The following is a 20,925-nucleotide window of genomic DNA, read 5'->3' on the forward strand; positions in this document are numbered from 1 at the left end:
TTCCTCCAGGCGAGAGCGGCGAGCCCGGTTAGCTTCCCAATCGCTCGAACTGGCGAGGAGCCGACGATACGCGCGAGAAATTCATATGGTGATCGACCACGCGTGACATGGTCAGCGTGGCCCAAAAATGCGGTTGACCCCGAAGTTCGATGTCGCGCCCCGAAAGCGGCATAGGTCGGCTAAAGATAGAACGCTCATCGCCGTACCGATATTTGATTGATAGGCCTACATACAAATGAATGCATGCAACGATGACAGTCGACTCTCCGGAGTCGTTGAATGGGTATCCCGACTGGTTGAAATCGAGACGGTCAGCCGGAACTCGAACCTGGGCCTGATCGAAATGGTTCGGGATTTTCTTGGAGGTCTTGGTCTTGCGACACAACTGACCTACGACGCCCGAAATGCTAAGGCAAACCTGTTTGCGACAATTCCGGCCGCAGACGGGAGGGTGAATGGCGGGATTGTATTTTCCGGTCATACAGACGTCGTTCCAGTGGACGGCCAGGATTGGCACACCCCCCCCTTTCGCGCAGTCATCGACAACGACCGTCTGTATGGGCGAGGGAGCGCGGACATGAAAGGCTACCTTGGCGCATTGCTTTCCCTCGTGCCGGAGCTGGTCGAAGCGAAGCTCGCAGACCCGGTTCACCTCGCATTCTCGTTCGACGAGGAAGTCGGTTGTCTTGGCGTGCCTCTTCTCCTTGCCGACATGCGCGACCGCGGAATCCACCCGACGGGCTGCATCGTGGGCGAGCCGACATCCATGCGTCCGGTCATTGCTCACAAGGGCTTGAACCATTACCGGTGCTGCGTGGTGGGTCGCTCTGTACATTCGTCACTGACACCGTCGGGCGTCAACGCGATTGAGTACGCGGCGCGTATCATATGCTTCATCCGCGACCTGGCCGATGAGTTCCGCCGTGCGGGCCCCTTCGACGAAGACTTCGACGTGCCATACACCACTGCGCAAACCGGGCTGGTGCGTGGCGGGGTTGCGCTCAATACGGTGCCCAACGTGTGCGAATTCGATTTCGAAATCCGGGATTTGCCCGGCACGGATGTGGGCCGCCTTCTGCGTAGTATCGAGGCGTATGCGGAAGGGCTGGAAGCGCAGATGAAAGCGGTATTCGATGGAGCGAGCGTCACATTCTCCTGCCTTGGGGCTGCTCCATCGCTTTCTGAGGTTGAAGCATCCTCGATCGTTCAACTCGTCAGGGCACTCACGCACGATGCAGTTCGCCGAAAGGTGGCCTACGGCACGGAAGCGGGTTACTTCTCGAAGGCCGGAATACCTACGGTGGTTTGTGGCCCTGGAAACATCGAGCAGGCGCACCGTCCCAATGAGTTCGTCGAACTGCGACAACTTCGAAGATGCGAAGCGTTCCTCAGAAGCGCGACGCTATTGGCTGTTCCGAAAGGCGTTGGCGCCTGACGAGCGCCCGATCGCCTGCGTTCTACCACGTTGCAGGGGGCAGATAATATCGCCTGATGAAGAGACAAAATCTCTCCATCAGGCTGCTGCCCGTCGCAGCGGGAACAAAATTGGCGGCCGATCCGGGGTGTGGGGGATGCAGCGCGCAAGCTTCTGGCTGCGTCGTCACAACCAGGGAACCGGTCGGAACACGTCTACCGGTCGTATGCCAAGCCTCGGTTCCAAGGAAGCAACAAGGTGTCGCGACTATTCCCACGCGCGGGACCCTGCATGCCAGAATGACTTGCGTGGGCGCAATCAGCACACGACAGAAATTCGCCCTTTTCAAGCACGATCGCTGTTCTTGCCCAACCCTGCTTCGGTCAGCGCGCAAAGTTGACCGCTGCAGGAACCGTACCGGTGCCACCGCGCCTCGATCGGATTGATCATCGGCGCGGGGCGGCTGATCCCATACATGTGACGACCGCGCGATCCAGTCAGATCAGGCCTTGAGCTGGTTCCGGATCGGCAGCGTGCGGATGCGCTTGCCGGTGGCGGCAAAGATTGCGTTGCACAGCGCTGGCGCAATGGTCGGCGTCGCCGGCTCGGCAGCCCGCCCGGAACGACCCGCCATGCCAGCAGCAGACATATGAGATTGGCCACGTACGGGAAATGAGTACGAGCATCGGCCATGGCACGCAACAGAACGTCACTCACGTCGAACACTCAGGCGCCGTAAATGCCATACATGAGCAAGCGCAGCACCAGCGTCGCGTGGTCAATCATTCGTTCCGCGAAACGGAACTGTTATCCGAGAAGACCTCCGCGGCGACAGCGGCGATCGAAAGGCGTCCTGAAGCCACCATGACCAGCGGTACCATGCAACTAATTGGTAAACTCTCAATTCCATCCGCGCCGTCAGCTTCGCTGGTGTGACGCCCCCATCAGAGTCAAGGAGACCCGAATGATCGATCTGCGCAGCGATACCGTAACCCGACCGGACCAGGCGATGCTCGCCGCGATGACGGCTGCCGAAGTCGGCGACGATGTCTGGGGCGACGATCCGACGGTCCGGCGCCTGCAGGCGGCAGTCGCCGCGCGAGCCGGCAAGGAAGCTGGCCTGTTTTTCCCAAGTGGCACACAGAGCAATCTTGCCGCGCTGATGACACATTGCGCGCGGGGCGACGAATACATTGTCGGACAGGCCGCGCACACCTACCGATACGAAGGCGGTGGCGCGGCTGTGCTGGGCAGCATCCAGCCGCAACCGATAGAAAACGCGCCGGACGGCTCCCTGCCGCTCGACAAAGTCATCGCAGCAATCAAGCCAATCGACGATCATTTTGCGCGCACGCGTCTGCTGGCGCTGGAAAACACGATTGGCGGCAAAGTGCTACCTCCCGCTTACGTCGCGCAAGCGACGCAGCTCGCGCGCGAGCGAGGGCTGATGACTCACCTCGACGGGGCACGCGTGTGCAATGCCGCTGTTGCATCAATGCAGACGATCGCCTCGTTGTGTGCGCCCTTCGATTCCGTGTCAATCTGCTTTTCGAAGGGCCTCGGTGCGCCGGTAGGTTCGGTGCTGGTCGGCAGCAAGACGCTGATCGACGTCGCGCATCGCTGGCGGAAGGTGCTGGGTGGCGGTATGCGGCAGGCTGGCGTGCTGGCGGCAGCTTGTCTGTACGCGCTGGACCACAACGTAGAGCGACTCGCCGAAGACCACGACAATGCCGCCCATCTCGCAGCCGGCCTCTCGCAGATCGATGAGATCAGCGTGCAGTCGCACGCTACCAACATGGTCTTCGCGCAATGTCCGCCGGAACACTGCGCGCCCCTCGAGGCGTGGCTGAAGGAGCGCGGCATTCTCACACAGATGCTGTATGCCTCGCGCTTCGTCACGCACAAGGATGTCTCGCGCGCGGACATCGGCACGTTCGTCGCCGCGATCAAGACGTATTTCTCGCGATCCATTGACGTTGTGGAGTCGCTCGGCATTTCCCGCACGTCCGCGCGTGAGTCGCCACTCCGCCTTCAAGCTGAAGGACTGAAGCGGCGGTGATTGCCGAAACGGGCAGAAGGTTGTGCCGAGCGACGTCCTCCAGGCGCGGCGTAACCTCGCCCCTCCCTGCCGTGTCTTGGCGCGCTTATGTCAACACCTGCCCGCCATCAACCACCAAGGTCTGACCGGTGATCCAGCCAGCGTGTTCACTGGCGAGAAACAGCACCGCGCCAGCGACCTCGCCAGGTGTACCGAGCCTGCCAAACGGAACAGAAAGCAGTACCCGGTCATAGAGAGCCGGATCAGAGGTCTTCCGCTGTTCCCACAATCCGCCCGGAAATTCGATCGATCCCGGTGCCACAGCATTGACCCGGATGCGATCCGGCGCCAGTGTCAACGCGTGCGAGGCTGTATAGTGCACGACCGCTGCCTTGATCGCCGCGTAAGACTGCGTCCGGGACGATGGATGCAGCGCGGAGATGGAGGTCACATTGACGATGGAAGCGTTGGCCGACTTGCGCAAGAAAGGCAGCGCGGCATGACCTGCCCGAACCGTTGCCATCAGGTCCACATCAACGCTCGCCTTCCAGCCGGCTTCGGTATCCCCGCCTCCGAAACCCGACGCGTTGCAGATCAATATGTCGATGCCGCCAAGCGCCTCGCCCGCGGCCGCGATGTACGCGCCTATCGCCCGGTCTTGCGCCAGATCGCACGGCGCGGTGTGCACAGGGTGGCCGTAGGCGACCAGCTCGGCCTCGACCGCTTGCAATCCTTGCTCGTTGCGTGCGCAGACAGACACGGCGGCGCCGGCCTGCGCGAACCTGAGCGCGATACTACGGCCGATCCCGCGTGATCCGCCAGTGACGACCACGCGTTTGCCGCTGAAATCAAATCCCATGACAAGGCCTCCCTACATTAACGAGCGCGTGAACGTGGCGTGAACGTTTATAACGCATGCTTTCCGGGGTCGGGTATCCGCACCACTCACTCGCGATCGAAAAGTTCATTCGGCTGCACGATTTCCGAGCAGTCCCTTCCAGTTTTCCGGTACCGCGCAGGCGGTCCCATAGGGCGACCATCGCTGCGCCATCACGGCGCGGGATTCGGCTGCTCCTTCTGAAGCGCATCGATTTCCGCGAGCGCCTCTGCCGGCAGCTTGACGTCGATGCTGGCGATGTTCTCCCGCAGTTGCTCGAGTGACGTGGCCCCAATGAGGTTGCTTGTCACGAACGGGCGCGTGTTGACAAAGGCCAGCGCGAACTGCGCAGGCAATAACCCGCGGGCAACCCGATTCTTCGCTCTCCCGACGAGAAAGATAGCCGCTTAGAAGCGTTGCGTTCTGCCATTAAGAAGGCATCTTGACCAAACGCAACAGAAGGTTTTATCGAGTCTCACCCGGCTTACTTGCTCACGGACCGGTGCGGCTGAAGCAAAGCCAGCACGGCGCCGAAGACAAGCGCGCCCGCCACGCAGTAGATCCCGGCGTTCGTGCTATGTGTCACGTCTTTCATCCAGCCGATGATCGACGCGCTGACGAATCCGGCCAGGTTGCCGATCGAATTGATCATGCCGATGGCCGCGGCAGCCGAGCCACCGGCGAGGATCGCGCTCGGATAGGTCCAGAACACGGGCATCGTCGCAAGCATGCCGGCTGTGCCGACGGTCAGCGCGACCATCGCGAGCGGAATATTGCCGGTCAGTTGCGTGCTGGCGAACAGGCCCGCGCCGGCGAGCACGGCGGGCACCGCGAAGTGCCAGCGCCGCTCGCCCGAGCGGTCTGCGCTGCGGGCCACGAGGAACATGCTCGCGACAGCGCACGCATACGGAATAGCGGTCAGCAGGCCCACATCGAGCGCGGTGCGCACGCCGGTCGCCTTGATCAGCGTCGGAAGGTAGAAGCTGATTCCATAGAGACCCATCATGCAACAAAAGTAGATGACTGCCATCTTCCAGATACGGGCGTCGGTGAACACTCCGGCGAGCGAACCGTGAGTCTTGCCCGCGCTGTCCCGTTCGACGTTCACCTCCAGCACGTGCTTTTCTTCATCCGTGAGCCAGTTCGCCGAGCGGATGCCGTTCGGCAGGCAGCACAGCGTTACGACGCCCAGCACCGCCGAGGGAATCGCCTCGAGCAGAAAGAGCCATTGCCAGTTCGACCAGCCCCCCACGCCCTGGAGCACGGCCATGATCCAGCCGGACAAGGGGCCGCCCACCACGCCGGCAATGGGGATGCCCATCATGAAGAGCGCGTTCATGCGCCCGCGCCGCTCGGCCGGAAACCAGTAGGTCAGGTAAAGGACGATGCCCGGAAAGAAGCCCGCCTCCGCCACGCCGAGGAGGAATCGCATGACATAGAAGGTCGTCGGCGTCTTAACGAACAGCGACCCTGCAGAGATTACCGCCCAGGTAATCATGATCCGCGCGATCCAGACCCGCGCGCCCACGCGATGCATGATGATGTTGCTCGGAACCTCGAAGAAGAAATAGCCGATGAAGAAGATGCCCGCACCAAGACCGTACACGGTCTCGCTGAACGCCAGGTCATTGAGCATCTGAAGCTTGGCGAAGCCTACATTTACGCGGTCGAGGTACGCCGCGACGTAGCACACGAACAGGAACGGCAAGAGCCGCCAGGTGGCTTTCGAATAAGCGCGGGTTTCGACCGTGGCACGGTCGAGCGCGTAGTCGTTGGGTTTGGCGATGATATCCATGTCTCCAGTCTCTTTTTTCGGATGCGATAAGGGTTGCCGCAGCGCACGGAGTGCGCCGCGCGGCGAAATAGGAATGCTTCGGTTAAAATCCCGTAATTGAAGGCTTGGTGGCAGTGGCGTACTGTCCGGCGTACGCTGAACGTGTGCGCAGTTCAGACGATCGCTTCGTCGACGATTTCGATCCAGTGGCGCACCGGCGTGCGGCCGCCCGCACCCAGATGCGTCTGGCAGCCGATGTTGGCGGTGGCGATCACGTCTGGCTTGCCGCTTTCGAGTGCGTCGAGTTTGTTGTCGCGCAGCTTGCGGGCAAGCTCGGGCTGCGTGAACGAATAGGTCCCCGCCGACCCGCAGCACAGGTGCGCGTCGGGAACAGGCGCGAGGTCGAAGCCAAGGCGGCCGAGCACGCCCTCCACCGAGCCACCGAGCTTTTGCGCATGCTGCAAGGTGCACGGGCAGTGGAAGGCGACGCGCTTGTCGGCCTTGATCCGCAACTCTTCGAGCGGCGCATCGGCGAGGACTTCGCCCAGATCGCGCGCCATTTCGCTGATGCGGCGAGCCTTGTCGGCATAGGCCGGGTCGTCGCGCAGCAGGTGGCCGTACTCCTTGACAAACGCACCGCAACCGCTCGCCGTTTGGATAATGGCTTCAGCGCCCGCGCGCACCTTGGGCCACCATGCATCGATATTGCGGCGCGCTCGCACAAGCCCCGCTTCCTGGGCGTTCAGGTGATAGTCGGTCGCGCCGCAGCAGCCGGCCTCCGGCGCTGCTTCGATGCTGATACCGAGCCGATCCAGCACGCGCGCGGCGGCCGCGTTCGTATTCGGCGAGAGCGAGCGTTGCGCGCAGCCTTCGAGCATCAGCATGCGACGTGCATGGCGCACAGCGGGCCGTTCAAGGGCGACCCGGGCGTTAGGAGGAATCTTCTCGCCGAGTGCCACGGGAAGAACCGGCCGCATCATTTGCCCGAGCTTCAGCAGCGCGCCGAACGTCCTCGCGCGCGGGATCACATGGCGCAGGCCCGCACGCAGCGCGCGGTTGGCGACGGGCCGCTCGACCCGCCGTTCCAGCATCTCGCGCCCGATGTCGAGCAGCGCGTGATACGTGACGCCCGACGGACAGGTCGTTTCGCAGTTGCGGCAAGTCAGGCACCGGTCGAGATGCAGTTGCGTCTTGTCGGTGACCGGCTCGCCTTCGAGCATCTGCTTGATCAGATAGATGCGCCCTCGCGGGCCGTCGAGCTCGTTGCCGAGAAGTTGATACGTTGGGCACGTCGCGTTGCAGAAGCCGCAGTGCACGCACGATCGGAGGATGTCTTCCGCTTCCTTCGCGCGCGCGAGCGATTTTGCTTCGTCGCTGAGATTCGTTTGCATGATCGTGATCGCTTCAATAGTCGGCGTACATGCGCCCGGGATTGAACATGCCGTACGGATCGAGGCGTTCCTTGAGCTGCCGGTGAAAGCGCATCAGCGGCGCGGCAAGCGGATGAAACGGCTCGATGCCCGGCTGTGGCGTGAAACAGGTCGCATGGCCGCCCGCCGCGCTCGCGATCTGGCGAATTGCCTCGGCGGGGGCGTCGCTCTTGAGCCATCGCTGGGCGCCGCCCCAGTCGAGCAGCACGGCGCCCGGCAACTCGATGAGCGGCATATTGTTCGGCAGCGACAAACGCCAGAGCGGGCGCGGATCGTCGAAGAAGGCGAGACGCTGCTCGCGTAGCAATTCCCAGAACCGCGGGTCGAGATCCTGGCCGCCGATGCAATCGATCGCCGCGCGCACGGAGCCCGTGCCGCCCTCCAGACGCAGATGCAGTTTGCCGTCCAGGTGGCACGCGCCGCCCACCGGCAACGCCGCCTTGCGCCATGCCGACAGTTCGCGCATCGCTTCGCTCGCTTCGATCGCGAGCGTGAGGCTGCGCGCCTCGCGCGGCCTGGGCAGCACCTTCAACGAAACTTCCGTGATGAGCCCGAGGCAGCCGAAGCTGCCGCCGATAAGGCGCGACACGTCGTATCCCGCCACGTTCTTCATGACTTGCCCGCCGAACCGAAGATGCTTTGCCTCACCCGTAATGATCCTGCAGCCGAGGATAAAGTCGCGCACGGAACCGGCCCACGGCCGGCGCGGACCGGACAGGCCGCTCGCGACCACACCGCCCACGGTTGCGCCGCCGCCGAAGGTCGGCGGCTCGCAGGGAAGCATCTGGCCGGCTTCGTCGAGGATCGCGTTCACTTCGGCGAGCGGCGTACCGGCGCGTGCGGTGATCACGAGCTCGCTCGGGTCATAGCTCACGATTCCGCGATGCGAGCGCGTATCGATTTCTTCCCCGGAGACGGGCCGCCCGAGAAACGCCTTGCTGTCGCCGCCGCGAATGGAGAGCGGCTTTTTCTCAGCGAGCGCGCTGCGAACCTGCTCGACGAGCCGCGCGCTGTCGTCGATGGAAATGAGGTCGTGTCGCATCAGAAGCGCTCCAGTTCAGGAAAGGGGAGGACTCCGTGATGCACGTGCATCGAGCCAAATTCGGCGCAGCGATGCAGCGTCGGTACGTTCTTACCCGGGTTGAGCAGGCCGTCGGGATCAAAGGCGGCCTTGACCGCGTGGAAAAACGTCAGTTCGTCGCTGTTGAACTGCGTGCACATCTGGTTGATCTTCTCGCGTCCGACGCCGTGTTCCCCCGTGATGCTGCCGCCTACCGCGACGCACAATTCTAGGATGCGCGCGCCGATCGCTTCGGCGCGGTCCATCTCGCCGGGCGCGTTGGCATCGAAGAGGATCAGCGGATGCATGTTGCCGTCGCCGGCATGGAAGACGTTCGCCACGCTCAGTCCGTATTGCACCGACAGCTCCGCGATGCCCCGCAGCACGCGCGACAGCTCGCGGCGCGGAATCGTGCCGTCCATGCAGTAGTAGTCGGGCGAGATGCGGCCGACCGCCGGAAACGCGTTCTTGCGGCCCGCCCAGAAGCGCTGGCGCTCGGCTTCGTTCTTCGCAAGGCGGATGTTGGTTGCGCCCGCCGCGCGCAGCAGCGTTTCCACGCGCTCGCAGTCTTCCTGAACGTCCAATTCCGCGCCGTCGACTTCGCACAGCAGAAGCGCTTCGGCATCGACGGGATAGCCCGCGTGGATGAAGTCCTCCGCCGCGCGGATCGCGAGGTTGTCCATCATCTCGAGGCCGCCCGGAATCACGCCCGCGCCGATGATCTGCGCGACCGCATCGCCGGCCTTTTCGATGTCGTCGAAGCTCGCGAGCAGCACCTTCGCGCTCTGCGGCTTGGTCAGCAATTTCACGGTGACCTCGACCACGACGCCGAGCATCCCCTCCGAGCCGGTGAAGAGCGCGAGCAGATCGAAGCCGGGCGAGTCGAGCGCTTCGGAGCCGAGGGTGAGCCGCTCGCCGTCGATCGTCACGATCTCGACCTTCAGGATGTTGTGGACCGTCAGCCCGTATTTGAGGCAATGCACGCCGCCTGCATTTTCGGCGACATTGCCACCGATCGAACACGCGATTTGCGACGACGGATCGGGCGCGTAGTAAAGTCCGTGTGGAGCGGCTGCCTGTGAAATCGCCAGATTGCGCACGCCCGGCTGCACGCGGGCGGTGCCGGCTTCGGCATCGATTTCGAGGATGCGGTTGAAGCGCGCCATCACGAGCAGGATGCCTTTTTCGAGCGGCAAGGCGCCGCCGGAGAGTCCGGTGCCGGCGCCGCGCGCGACCACGGGCACGCCCTGCGCCAACGCGTACTTCAACAGCGTCTGAACTTCATCGATGGTGCCAGGCAGGGCGACGAGCATCGGCGTGATGCGATAGGCGGACAAGCCATCACATTCGAACGGCCGCAGGTCTTCCTTCGAATGCAGAAGCTGCAGATCGGGAAGGAGCGCCTGCAGGTCGCGCACGATTGCGGCTTTGTCGTGGTCCCGAAGCGGGCCGTCAAGCTTTTCGTCGTAAGCGTAGGTCATGCGGTGTCTCCTGTGGGTTCGCGGCTTCTCACGAGCGTCGGATTGCTGCAAATTTTCTCGATTGTTCTGGGTCGGGGCAGCGATGTCGAATCATTTTTCAGTGGTAATACCAGTTTTTCTAAGCGCGATTTTTTACCGCCATCGCTGGCGGTACTTTCTACAAGGATCTCAGACGACCAGCCGCATGCTCGCGTGCTACCATGGAACAGTGGTAATACCAGTGGTGAGCGCCATGAAAGAGACAGAACCGGAGGGCAAGCGGCAACTCGCGGACGTGGTCGTCGAGCGCATCGAGCGCCTGATCGTCGACGGCGTGCTGAAACAGGGGCAGACACTGCCGTCAGAGCGCCGCCTGACGGAAAAGCTAGGCGTGTCGCGAACCGCGCTTCGAGAGGGGCTGAAGATCCTGCGCGCGCGGGGACTGATCGAAACATCGCAGGGGAAGGGTTCGTTCGTCGCGAAGCTGACGGCCGAGCCAGCGCAAACGCCGCTGATGCATCTGCTGGGGTCGCAACCGCGCACGCTCTATGACCTGCTCGAAGTGCGCGAGATGCTCGAAGCCGAGGCGGCGCGACTCGCGGCGCTGCGCGGCACGCCCGCCGACTACATCCTGATTACGCGACGGTACGACGAGATGGTTGCTGCCCACGCGCAGGAGACCGACGCATCGACGCATGCCCGACTCGATCACGCGTTCCACCTCGCGATCTGCGAGGCGTCGCACAATCCGGTGCTCGTACATACGCTCGCCACGCTGAACGATCTGATGCTGAGTTCGGTGTTTGCGTCGGTGAACAACCTGTATCACCGCGAACCGCAGAAGCGGGTTATCGACCGGCAGCACGCGCGGCTCTATAACGCGGTGACGGGCAAGCTGCCGGAGCAGGCGCGCCGGGCGGCGAGCCTGCATATCAGGAGCGTGCGCGAGAGCTTCGCGGAAATCGAGCAGGAAGAGCAGCGGCTCGTGCGATCCACGTTGCGTCTTCAGGGGTGGACGTAAGGGTTAGTGAGACAGCGTTGGTGTTGAAGCAGCCTAGCCTAATCTGAAAGCCGTTTGAGGGAATGGACTTATGCCAGAACGCCGATATCACTCAGTGCGGGTGCACCATTGTCCAGATTAGTCTGCGTCCAGATTGGGCTAGCTTTGCGGTCGGGCTAGACACTCTTCAAACAGCCTGACCTTGCAATGGACGCACACCTCCGGATCCATCTGCTTGTAGATCTCCTTGATCGCAACCTCCTTAGAAGGGAAGATGTGGTCTCTCCCGAGCCTGTCGACGAAGCCGGACGTCTGCCAGACTTTCAGTACCTCCCGGCGTGGTCTATGAAAGTAGAGGTCTCCACCATGCGCGCGTCGCTCTGACAACTCCGTCTCCCACAGATCCTCCCCGGCAATATCAATGAAGTTCATGCTCTTGGTCATGGCCAGAACATACTTCTGGGATGGATGCTCTGCGCGATGGGAATGAAGTATCTCGGTGACGTGCTGCACGGCGCCGAAGTAGACGGAGCCTTCAACGCGGATTAGCTTTAGCTGGGGGCATTCGACCCGTTCGGCCTCGGGCAGTTCGTCGATGGGTACCAAGGGCCTGCCCGGGGCGTCCGGCTCGGGCGCCAGTGTCCGTATCGCCGGCCGGGAGGTGCGATAGAGGTAGGCTGTCAGAGACAAGACTGTCCCAAGCAGGATTGCCACCTCAAGGCGAATCGCGATCGTGGCAATGAACGTCGCCGCCGCCACAAGTGCTTCGATCCGGCTCAGTGCCAGCAAACGCCTAATCCGGACGACGTCGAACAGCCCGTAGGCAACGAGTAACAGCATTGTTCCGATTGCGGCCAACGGAATCTGGGCTAATAGCGGCGCGCTGAGGAATACCAGGCCGACAAGGAGGATCGATGAGAAGACCGATGCAAGGGGCGTCTGCGCACCGGCTTCGAAGTTCGGCAATGACCGGTTGAGCGAGCCGCAGGACACGTAAGACGAGAAGAACCCCCCGGCAATATTGGACAAGCCCTGCCCGATGAACTCGCGATTGGCATCGATGTGCTGCCCTGAGCGGAGCGCCACTGCCTTGGCGATTGAGATTGACTGTCCTAGCGCCACGATTGTAAGCGCTGCGGCGATACCCAGCAGGTCGGGAAGATCGCGCCATGCAATCTTCGGGACCTCGAACGGCGGAAGCGGCGAAGGGATGAGTCCGACAACGGCGACATGATGGGCGCCTGACTGGTTGACGAGCAGCGCTGACAGGTAGCCGCCGAAAAGCCCGGCAAGCATGAACGGCCACTTGTGGTTGATTCGCTTGACGATCAGCGTCGTGGTCAATGTCACCACGCTCACCAGCACGGCATCAGGCCGTATATCACCTGGCGTTGCGGCGAGTTGCCGCAGGATGCCGAATGCCTTGGTGCCGGGCGCGACCTGGAGGCCGAGAATGTCCTTGAGCGCGTAGATCGCGATCAGGGTGGCTGCACCGCATGTAAAGCCGAGCAGTACCGTGGGTGAGATGAAATTCGCGACGCTTCCGAGCCGCAGCACACCGACCAGGAGCTGAAGGACCCCGACCAGAATAGTGACCGCCAGCGCTAACTGAATATAGGCGGGGCTCCCCGCAGCAGCCATAGGGGCGAGCATTGCAAGCAATGCGAGCGAGTTGGCGTTAGTCGGGCCCGACATGACGTGCCAGCTTGAGCCGCCCAGTGCAGCGACCATGCACGGCACGACTGCCGCGTAGATTCCGTATTGAGCCGGCAGTCCGGCGAGCGTTGCAAAGGCGACGCCCTGGGGGAGTACGAGCACTGCACCGAGGAGTCCTGCGACCATGTCGGCACGAACGGTCCGGGGGGAGACACGTCGAGTCCACGAAGGAATCAAGCTTTGAAGATATTGGGCTGGGCGAGGCATAGTTGCTTTTCCACTACCTGACGCAATGCGCGACGCTACCACGCGGGATCCGATCGCCGCCGGTTTGATTGCGTGAAGCTTCGTCAGCTTGTCGTCGCGCAGCTTGTAGCAGAGCTCCGGCTGCAAGACGGAATATGTACCTGCTGATCCGCAACACAGATGGCTATCCGAACAGAGCCGGATTTCAATGCAAGCCCGGAGAGCATGGTTTCAAGGGCACCTCGGACCTTTTGACCATGCTGTAGCGTACAGGGCGGGTGATAGGCAATCCGCTGGCCGTTGCGCGGCAGCGCCTCGGATAGCCGCTGCAGCGAAGGCTGGCAGGATCTCGGAAAGGTCCTGCAGACTGGCGTTATGGCTGCCAGAACGGAGCCGGCAGCCATGCGCTTTACTTCGGGCCGTATACGCGGGCCAGCCCCTCGGTGATCTCCGTTGCTTGCTTCGTCTCGGTGTCGTCCAGTACGCGGATGGTCTTTGCATCCGGGTCGATTTCGACCATCGCGCCGTGCGGGATCTGCGCCGTGATGTCAGCTTCGAAGCCGGCGAGCATGGTTACGTCCCCTAGCGCTGCTCCCTGCGCAAGGATCGTGTTTACCGTGTTGAAGACAATGGCAAGCGGGGCCATGTTGCGCGACTGCATCTCGTGCAGCATCCATGCCGTTGCAACGCCACCCTTTGCCGTATCGAGGACCAGGATCTTTTCCACATATGACTGGCCGGCAAGCTTGTGCTGCGGGCGGGAAAAGACGCCGCGCAGCCGGTTCAGGTCGTAGCGGGCGGAAAATCCGTCGTGTGCAACCAGTGCCTGGCCAATGATTCGCCGTCCCATTGCGTGACGAGCGGTGAAAGTCTTGCCGTTCATGCCAGTTCTCCGGTTACTGCAGCATTAACACATTCCTGCATAGTGGCGAGCATGGGCACGTAGCCATACCCGCCCAGGATGTTGACGAGCTTCGCGCTGTTTGTCGCCAGGCGCTTCCAACCCTTGGCCTCCTGCATTTCGCGGGCATAGGATTGGTAGAAGCACATGCCGGACAGTACGGTGCCGCCGGCCGCCTCAATCGTGTTCGTATAGCCGAAGCGATCGCAATCGGGCTTCACTTGTGGGCTAGTCACAGCCAGTAGCGGGCGCTTGAACTCGCGGTCCTTGCACATGGCCGCAAGATCGCGGAGTTCGTAGAGGCTGAGTTGCGGTGCGGAGAAGACGACGACATCGATCGCCTTTTCCACGGCGTAGCTCGCGCGCAGCGCCTGCAGGTCGCCCTGGCGAATTCGGTGGGCGACGGGCAGCTTTTCGCCGCCCACGTCGGCAAGAGTGAATGCCTCAGGCGTGATGCCAACCAGGTGGAACAGTGCCGACGATCCGAAACTCGCCATTGCGGCACCGAAGTGCTTCAGTTCGTCAGAGGTGGGAGAGCGGTCCAGGCCCTCGATAACCGGCACTTGCCAGTAGTTGCCGGCGAGGCGACCCACCACGCCACCGAGCGCACCCCAGTCGCTGAGTTCACGCGGCGTCCAGTCCACGCGCAGTCGGATGGTCGCCTGGCGCTGGCTGTCGAGGTGGTAGCCGTAGCGCGGTGTGCGGCCGGTCAGCCCGGCCGAGAGGGCGGAAGGGCCGCCCTCGAAATTCGACCGCGCACCGCCGACGGAGTTGGAGTAGATCACCACACCCGTGTCGCCAAACGCCACGTGTTCGCCACGAGTGGCTGCAAGTACTGTCTGATAGTTGATGCAGGTGTCGGTCATGCTGACGCCGAGACGCGTGAACGCGTCGATGGCGCGGCGCTCGAGTTCGAGCATCCAGTCCGCCTGGCCGAGTTCGGAAGCTTTTTCAAAGTCCGTGCCGCGCGGGTCAGTGATCGTTGGGATGCGGACGCCACCCTCGTTTGCGTCGGCAAGGCGCTCCAGCCACATCACGCCCGCCTGGCCGAGGCTTTCGGTGTCGGCCATGACGTGAGCCTGCGTCACCGGTACGAAATCGCGCGCGCCGAAGAAGGTACCGACCTTGATCTGGTGCTCGATGGCAGTCTTTGCGACGATGCCTGCCTCTCCGGCAAGCATGGCCTTTTCCTCATCATTAAGTATCATGTGACGTCACTCAATAGTAATGCCGGTGGTGCGAACGGCTTCGCCCCATTTGGCGGTTTCGGACTTCTGAAAATCTGCGAGGGGACTGCTCATCGGTTGCAGGCCCATCGCTGCAAGCTTGTTTCCGAATCCGCTGGACTGCACGACACGCTGCGTGTCTGCAACCAGCTTCTGGGAAATGCCTGCGGGTAGCCCGGCTGGCGCATACAGCGCCCACCACGCTGTGGCCTCGAAGTCAGGGAATCCCGATTCCGCGACGGTAGGGACGTTCGGTAGTACCTTGATGCGTTCCCGGCTTGTGATCGCCAGGACTTTCAGCTTGCCGGACTGGATATGCGGAAGCACCGATTGCAGCGGATCGAACATCAGCGATATCTGTCCGCCGAGCAGCTCCGTGATGGCAGGGGCGCTGCCCTTGTAGGGCACATGCATCAACCGTATGCCGGCTCGTGTTGAGAACATCGAACCCACCAGATGCCCCGGCGTGCCGTTGCCGGCGGAACCGAAGTTGATGCTGCCCGGGCTGGTCTTCGCCTTCGCAATCAGTTCGGCGAGCGACAGGAACCCGGACCTGGCATTCACTACAATCGCCACAGGGGCACTTGCAACGGTGGCCAGAGGCGTAAAGTCCCTGGCAACGTTGTAGCTGAGATTCTTGTAGAGGCTCGGATTGATGGCATTTGTGCCTACCGAGCCAAACAGCAATGTGTACCCGTCCGGTGGGGAACTTGCCACGGCCGCGGCGCCAATGGAGCCGCCGGCGCCCCCTCGGTTGTCGACGACGATCGGCTGCTTGAGCTCCTCGCCCAGCATCTGCGCGAACGGCCGCGCGACGATGTCTGTTGCCCCCCCTGCGGGGAAGGGCACGATCATTCGAATCGGCTTGGACGGAAAGGTCGCTGCGTGGGAGGTCCACGCCTTGGTAAGCGTGAACAAGCCGGCGGCGACCGGCAGGGCGAGCACCCTGCGGCGGCGCAGTTGGAACTTCATATTTGTCTCCAGTGGGATTGCTGACTTCTTTGGCCAGTCTTTCCTCATGCTGCCTGAGGTTATCCGCCGGCAGTTGCGGTTGGCTGCAGCGCCCGCGCAATCTCAAGCGGGCCTGGCAGGCTCAATCGGAAGGTGTACCGCTCAGGGACGATATGGATGCGCATGTGTTCGCACGGCTGGCCCGTCCCGCTGAACGAGGTCCGTTCCATGACAAGCACATTGGCGCTTGCACGCACGCCAAGCTCCCTCGCGACCTGATCGCTGGGGCGGCCGCATCGGATTGCCACGTCGGCGCGTCCGATACGCAGTCCCATGTATTGCTGAACGATGTCGTAGACAGGGAGCTGCTTTGCGCGGGCTTCACCCAGGGTTGCGGCTTCCACGGGAAGGTATGCCTCTACGACTGCGAACGGCGCTCCGTCCAGGCAATAGCGACGGCGCAGGCGGACAGGGAGATTCAGGCCTTGCGGAAGCTGGGGGTCGATGCGCCCGGCAGACGGCGAGAACTCCAATAATTCTGTGTCCGGCTCAACCCCCTGGCTGCGCAAGGCGTCCTGGAATCCCTGCAAGGCATTGAGGTTCTGCTGCAATCCGGCGCGGGCGACAAAGGTGCCCTTCCCGCGGTGGGAGGTCACCTGGCCGTTGCGCGCGAGCATCTGGATAGCCTGTCGAACCGTGATGCGGCTCACGCCGTAGGCAGTCATTAGGTCGCTTTCCGTTGGCAGTTGTACGCCAGGAGCAAGCTGACCATTTGAGATCTGCGCAGCAAGGCGCCCGGCCAACTGGACATAGAGCGGCTCGGCGCTCGAGGCTTCAAGAGGTTCTGGAAGGTTCATGAGACTGGATTCCGTGGATCGACATCACATGTTAATATATAACATTATATTACAAGAAAAACGGGAAGGGAAGGAAGTTTCGTATCATCGCCGTTTCTGGGTGTCAATGTGGTGTTTTCGGCATGTAAAGCAATAAAATTGAGGAAAAGTGGAATTTATATGTCATTGCGTGTCGATGCTTAGAAGATTACGTCGCCGTCCCTTGTCCGAAAAAACTAACATGACTTCAGATAAGGTACTATGATGAAGTAATACATACTAATACAACATGTTTCGAGCCCCATGCCCGAACGAGACAGGAGGAGCACAAATGAGAAGTCCCCGATTTTGGAAGATCAAAGCTACCGATTGGGTGTTGATCCTGATCTGCCTGCTGTACCTGATCCAGTACTCGGATCGCGTCAACATCGCAACTGCGGCAGGCGCCATTGCGAAAGACCTTCATCTCTCCAACACGGAACTCGGTTTTGTTTTTTCCGCATTCGCCTATCCGTATGCGGTTGTCCAGTTGTTTGGTGGCTGGCTGGGTGACAAGATCGGGGCGCGGCGCATGCTCGCGATCTTCGGGCTGATCGTCGCTACTGCGTGCATCTTTACTTCATTTGCCGGCGGCCTGATCTCGCTGGCAGCGTGCCGGTTCTTGTTGGGTGTTGGTGAGGCGCCCACCCTGGCCACGGCGACCGGTGCGATGGCGCGCTGGTTGCCTGTTCATCGCCGGGGTCTTGGGCAAGGACTTACCCACGCATGCGCTCGAGTTGGAAGCGCGCTTACGCCACCGCTGATCGCGATGCTGATGGCGCTATGGAGCTGGCGCGTTTCGTTCATTGTTGCCGGAGTCGTCGGCATGCTGTGGGTGATCGTCTGGTTCTGGTACTACAGGGACGAGCCGGCCAGTCATCGGGGGGTGACACGGGAAGAACTGGCAACCCTCCCCTCACCAAAGCGCAGCAACCGGGCCGTCAGCGTTCCGGTCTTGCCGCTGCTGCGTAGGATGCTTCCCGTAACCGTCGTGGACTTCTGCTATGCATGGACGTTGTGGGTGTTTCTGACCTGGCTGCCGTCGTTCTTCCTGAATAGCTACCAACTGGACCTGCGCAGCTCCGCGCTCTTCACATCGGGTGTGTTCATCGCCGGCATTGTGGGCGACACGCTGGGCGGTGTCTTCAGCGACCGGATCTATGAACGGACCCGCGATGTGCAAAAGGCACGCCGAAACGTGATCGCTGGAGGCATGGCGGGCGCGCTCGTCTTCCTTGCGCCCGTCTTGTTCGTCAAGGATCTGACCGTCGTCACCGTCTGCCTTTGCTGCGCATTCTTTTGCATGGAACTGGTCATTGCCCCGCTGTGGGCCGTACCCATGGACATCGCGCCGAACTACGCGGGGACAGCAAGCAGCTTCATGAACGTCGGATTTGGCATTGCCGGCATCGTTTCACCCCTGGTTTTCGGCGTCATCATCGACCGTACTGGAAACTGGCAGCTCCCGTTTGCTATTTCGATCGGGCTGCTCTTCGCGGGCATCGTGACGTCATTCTTCATGCGCCCAGATCGGCCCTTCCAGGATGACCCCGGCCCGAAAGCCGGTGTCCCCGTAGCGATCTGATAGAACACGAGCGATGTGGTCAATGCCGCTCCTCGAACCGCGTTGGCGCCTGATTCGGCAGCACACAGTCCGCCGGCTGTCGGCAGCTGCGAGACGCAAAGCACGCGCGTGCACAAAGGAAAGAGCATGGGAGACCTGATTCTCGGTCCCTTCACGAACCGGGCCCGTGGCGTTGTTAGGCTGCCCGGCTCCAAGAGCATCTCGAACCGCGTCCTGCTTCTTGCAGCGCTCGCGAAAGGCGAGACGCGGCTTCGGAACCTTCTGGAGTCAGACGATACTCGTGTGATGCTCGACGCGCTGAGGCGGCTCGGCGTTCACTGGAACCGCGATGGCGAAGATCTCGTGGTCAATGGGACCGATTCCGACTTTCCTGTCAAGTCCGCCGATCTGTTCGTCGGGAATTCTGGCACCGCCACCCGGTCGCTTGCAGCAGTACTTGCCATGCAAGGCGGCCACTACAGCCTGTCCGGGGTGCCTCGCATGCACGAGAGGCCGATCGGGAACCTGGTGAACAGTCTCCGCCAGATCGGCGCTAGCATTCACTACCTGGCTTCTGACGGATATCCACCCTTGCGCGTGGAGCCGGCAGGGATCCGCGCCGTCGACCCGATCCAGGTCAGCGGCGAAGTCTCAAGCCAGTTCCTGACGGCTTTGCTGATGGCGCTACCACTGACTTCGTCGCCAGCAGGCTTCGCCAGCATCGAGATCACTAGTGAGCTGATTTCAAGGCCGTATATCGCGCTGACGCTCAACCTTCTCCTCCGCTTCGGGATTGCTGTCGAACGGGAGGGCTGGTCTGGGTTCCGGGTTCCGACGAATACGCGCTACCTGACCCCGGGGGAGCTGACTGTTGAAGGCGACGCGTCTTCCGCTTCGTACTTTCTTGCCGCAGGGGCTATCGGTGGAGGGTCGGTCCGCGTCGTCGGAGCAGGTACCAGGAGCGTACAGGGGGATATCATGTTTGCCCAAGCCCTTGCCGAAATGGGAGCAACAGTGGAGATGGGCGAGGATTGGATGGAGGTCTCCCGGGGGGAAGGAGACCAGTTACATGGCATCGAGCTGGACTGCAACCATATCCCCGATGCCGCGATGACGCTAGCTATGGTTGCCCTCTTTGCCCGCGGTAGCACCACGCTGACAAACATCGCCAGTTGGCGCGTCAAGGAGACCGATCGGCTGGCCGCCATGGCCACTGAGCTACGGAAGCTCGGTGCCGGCGTGGAAGAGGGGCCCGACTATCTGCGAATTGCACCGCCGGAAGTATGGTTGTCGCCGGAGGCTGGCATAGACACCTATGACGACCATCGGATGGCGATGTGCTTCTCTCTTGCGGCATTCGGACCTGCCAGCGTCCGGGTCAATGACTACGGGTGTGTGCGAAAGACGTTCCCTCAGTACTTCGACGTGCTATCTGGCCTTACTGCGTCTACTTGCGCCGTCGCCGCGGGGCGCACTGAACCTGCTGCTTCAGATCTTTCTGTGTGCGGCGCGTGACGGTGCGATGCGTGTCCTGCCTGCGCGGTACCAAGGATCTCGGGAGCGGGCCTATGACAGGGTCCGTACTCGAGAACGGCTGCACGATCTTGGAAGTGAAGCTTTCGCAATGCCACGGGATGTTCGGGCGCATGGCGTCCGTTGGCCCGGACTCGCAGTGCGGGAATTAACCTACGGTGGTTAATGTGCCCTAGACCAAACGGGTTGGCCCAAAAGCGGCCATATGCATGCAGCAGGGGCCATAGCTGTATGTCCTTGGGTGATTGAGAAAGGCGACCGTGAAGTGTAATAAAGATGGGTCTTCCGCACTTTGTGTGACGGCCGCGTCGAGGGCTTGATCTCGGGCCGATCTGGCCCCACGTTATTGGTTACTAGAAGCCAAGGCCTCGGTGGGATCATGTTGACGAACGTGGGCGAGCCCGCCAGCCTCGTGCCTGCCGAACGATCTAGCCCGCCTGCGATGGCGATCGGACCAGCGTGTCCAGCAGGACAAGGCAGGCCGGTCGTTCAGTTTGGCTTCAATAGCCGCAGCCGCAGAAGCTCGATGTTCGCGCGGCCATACATCTGGCGCTTGAGGAACTTGAGCCGGTTGACGTGACCCTCGGTCTGGCCATTGCTCCATGGCAGCTTGAAGGCCGCCCGCACAGCCGGTAAGTCGGCGCGCAGGCTTTGCGCGAACCTACGCATTTCCGCAGCGTCGCAGCGCGACAGACGCTTCAACCATCGATCTAACTGCCGCGGACTTCGCCGGTGCATGAGCCCGAGAAACTCCCGCGCGAGGCTGCGAACCTCGCCCACCACGGGTTCGATCTTGCACAGCGCCTGCACGAAGCGCTCGTGGTCCGCACTCCTGGGCTCCTCGACGGCGAGCTTCCTCCATCCGACAAGCCATCCGAACACGCGCCGGGCCGACGGGCACGGCATCGTGCGCACGGGTG

17 protein-coding genes and 3 pseudogenes are annotated in these 20,925 nt (G+C 61.9%); 6 read left to right on the forward strand and 14 right to left on the reverse strand.

Annotation, left to right across the window (positions count from 1 at the left end; all coding sequences use genetic code 11):
- The first annotated feature begins 235 nt into the window (after positions 1-235).
- On the forward strand, positions 236-1,435 hold the full coding sequence (argE, locus tag RM96_RS18695; RefSeq protein WP_052279584.1) for an acetylornithine deacetylase: 1,200 nt from the start codon (positions 236-238) through the stop codon (positions 1,433-1,435).
- 481 nt (positions 1,436-1,916) lie between these two features.
- Here the strand turns inward: argE and RM96_RS40550 are convergent, their stop codons facing one another.
- Positions 1,917-2,048, reverse strand: a complete 132-nt coding sequence (locus RM96_RS40550; RefSeq protein WP_274520202.1) for a hypothetical protein — start codon at positions 2,046-2,048, stop codon at positions 1,917-1,919.
- A gap of 38 nt (positions 2,049-2,086) precedes the next feature.
- Here RM96_RS40550 and RM96_RS38710 point away from each other — a divergent pair, with 38 nt between their 5' ends.
- Both RM96_RS38710 and ltaE read left to right on the forward strand, forming a co-directional pair.
- Positions 2,087-2,350 (forward strand): hypothetical protein, encoded by a 264-nt coding sequence (locus tag RM96_RS38710; RefSeq protein WP_152624147.1) that lies wholly within the window; start codon positions 2,087-2,089, stop codon positions 2,348-2,350.
- A gap of 28 nt (positions 2,351-2,378) precedes the next feature.
- Positions 2,379-3,380: pseudogene (gene ltaE, locus RM96_RS18700) on the forward strand (low-specificity L-threonine aldolase); the annotation flags it as partial.
- A 178-nt stretch (positions 3,381-3,558) separates the two neighbouring features.
- Here ltaE and RM96_RS18705 read toward each other — a convergent pair.
- The 6 genes and pseudogenes from RM96_RS18705 to glcD all read right to left on the reverse strand — a co-directional run bounded on the left by RM96_RS18705 (position 3,559) and on the right by glcD (position 10,074).
- Entirely contained in the window at positions 3,559-4,311 is a 753-nt protein-coding gene (locus tag RM96_RS18705; protein ID WP_039012752.1) for an SDR family NAD(P)-dependent oxidoreductase, read from the reverse strand.
- Positions 4,312-4,502: 191 nt separating this feature from the next.
- Positions 4,503-4,691, reverse strand: a pseudogene (locus RM96_RS18710) (aldo/keto reductase); the annotation flags it as partial.
- 122 nt (positions 4,692-4,813) lie between these two features.
- Complete coding sequence (locus RM96_RS18715) at positions 4,814-6,124, reverse strand: MFS transporter (RefSeq protein WP_039012755.1); 1,311 nt, start codon at positions 6,122-6,124, stop codon at positions 4,814-4,816.
- 152 nt (positions 6,125-6,276) lie between these two features.
- The gene (gene glcF / locus RM96_RS18720; RefSeq protein ID WP_039012757.1) at positions 6,277-7,494 is read right to left on the reverse strand and encodes a glycolate oxidase subunit GlcF; all 1,218 of its coding nucleotides are present in this window, start codon (positions 7,492-7,494) and stop codon (positions 6,277-6,279) included.
- A 13-nt stretch (positions 7,495-7,507) separates the two neighbouring features.
- The gene (glcE, locus tag RM96_RS18725) at positions 7,508-8,575 is read right to left on the reverse strand and encodes a glycolate oxidase subunit GlcE (protein WP_039012759.1); all 1,068 of its coding nucleotides are present in this window, start codon (positions 8,573-8,575) and stop codon (positions 7,508-7,510) included.
- On the reverse strand, positions 8,575-10,074 hold the full coding sequence (glcD, locus tag RM96_RS18730) for a glycolate oxidase subunit GlcD (protein WP_039012761.1): 1,500 nt from the start codon (positions 10,072-10,074) through the stop codon (positions 8,575-8,577). Before glcD ends, glcE begins: the two co-directional genes overlap by 1 nt.
- A gap of 232 nt (positions 10,075-10,306) precedes the next feature.
- Here glcD and glcC point away from each other — a divergent pair, with 232 nt between their 5' ends.
- Positions 10,307-11,074 (forward strand): transcriptional regulator GlcC, encoded by a 768-nt coding sequence (gene glcC / locus RM96_RS18735; RefSeq protein WP_039012764.1) that lies wholly within the window; start codon positions 10,307-10,309, stop codon positions 11,072-11,074.
- 138 nt (positions 11,075-11,212) lie between these two features.
- Here glcC and RM96_RS18740 read toward each other — a convergent pair whose 3' ends face one another.
- The 6 genes and pseudogenes from RM96_RS18740 to RM96_RS18760 form a co-directional block, all read right to left on the reverse strand.
- Complete coding sequence (locus RM96_RS18740; RefSeq protein WP_039012766.1) at positions 11,213-12,976, reverse strand: SulP family inorganic anion transporter; 1,764 nt, start codon at positions 12,974-12,976, stop codon at positions 11,213-11,215.
- Positions 12,977-13,021: 45 nt separating this feature from the next.
- Positions 13,022-13,330: pseudogene (locus RM96_RS40035) on the reverse strand (heterodisulfide reductase-related iron-sulfur binding cluster); the annotation flags it as partial.
- A gap of 34 nt (positions 13,331-13,364) precedes the next feature.
- On the reverse strand, positions 13,365-13,838 hold the full coding sequence (locus RM96_RS18745; RefSeq protein WP_039012767.1) for an aconitase X swivel domain-containing protein: 474 nt from the start codon (positions 13,836-13,838) through the stop codon (positions 13,365-13,367).
- Positions 13,835-15,064, reverse strand: a complete 1,230-nt coding sequence (locus RM96_RS18750; RefSeq protein ID WP_039012769.1) for an aconitase X — start codon at positions 15,062-15,064, stop codon at positions 13,835-13,837. Before RM96_RS18750 ends, RM96_RS18745 begins: the two co-directional genes overlap by 4 nt.
- 6 nt (positions 15,065-15,070) lie before the next feature.
- The gene (locus RM96_RS18755) at positions 15,071-16,054 is read right to left on the reverse strand and encodes a Bug family tripartite tricarboxylate transporter substrate binding protein (protein ID WP_039012771.1); all 984 of its coding nucleotides are present in this window, start codon (positions 16,052-16,054) and stop codon (positions 15,071-15,073) included.
- 59 nt (positions 16,055-16,113) lie between these two features.
- On the reverse strand, positions 16,114-16,890 hold the full coding sequence (locus tag RM96_RS18760) for a GntR family transcriptional regulator (RefSeq protein ID WP_082016601.1): 777 nt from the start codon (positions 16,888-16,890) through the stop codon (positions 16,114-16,116).
- Between the two features lie 310 nt (positions 16,891-17,200).
- On the opposite strand from RM96_RS18760, the gene RM96_RS18765 reads away from it, so the two are divergent.
- Both RM96_RS18765 and aroA read left to right on the forward strand, forming a co-directional pair.
- Entirely contained in the window at positions 17,201-18,493 is a 1,293-nt protein-coding gene (locus RM96_RS18765; protein WP_039012773.1) for an MFS transporter, read from the forward strand.
- 126 nt (positions 18,494-18,619) lie between these two features.
- Positions 18,620-19,987 (forward strand): 3-phosphoshikimate 1-carboxyvinyltransferase, encoded by a 1,368-nt coding sequence (gene aroA / locus RM96_RS18770; RefSeq protein ID WP_063925999.1) that lies wholly within the window; start codon positions 18,620-18,622, stop codon positions 19,985-19,987.
- Between the two features lie 507 nt (positions 19,988-20,494).
- Here aroA and RM96_RS18775 read toward each other — a convergent pair.
- A partial coding sequence (locus RM96_RS18775; RefSeq protein WP_039012793.1) for a transposase occupies positions 20,495-20,925 on the reverse strand: 431 nt, incomplete at its 5' end.

Source organism: Cupriavidus sp. IDO (genome assembly GCF_000812465.1).
In the GTDB taxonomy this organism is placed as follows: Bacteria; Pseudomonadota; Gammaproteobacteria; order Burkholderiales; family Burkholderiaceae; genus Cupriavidus.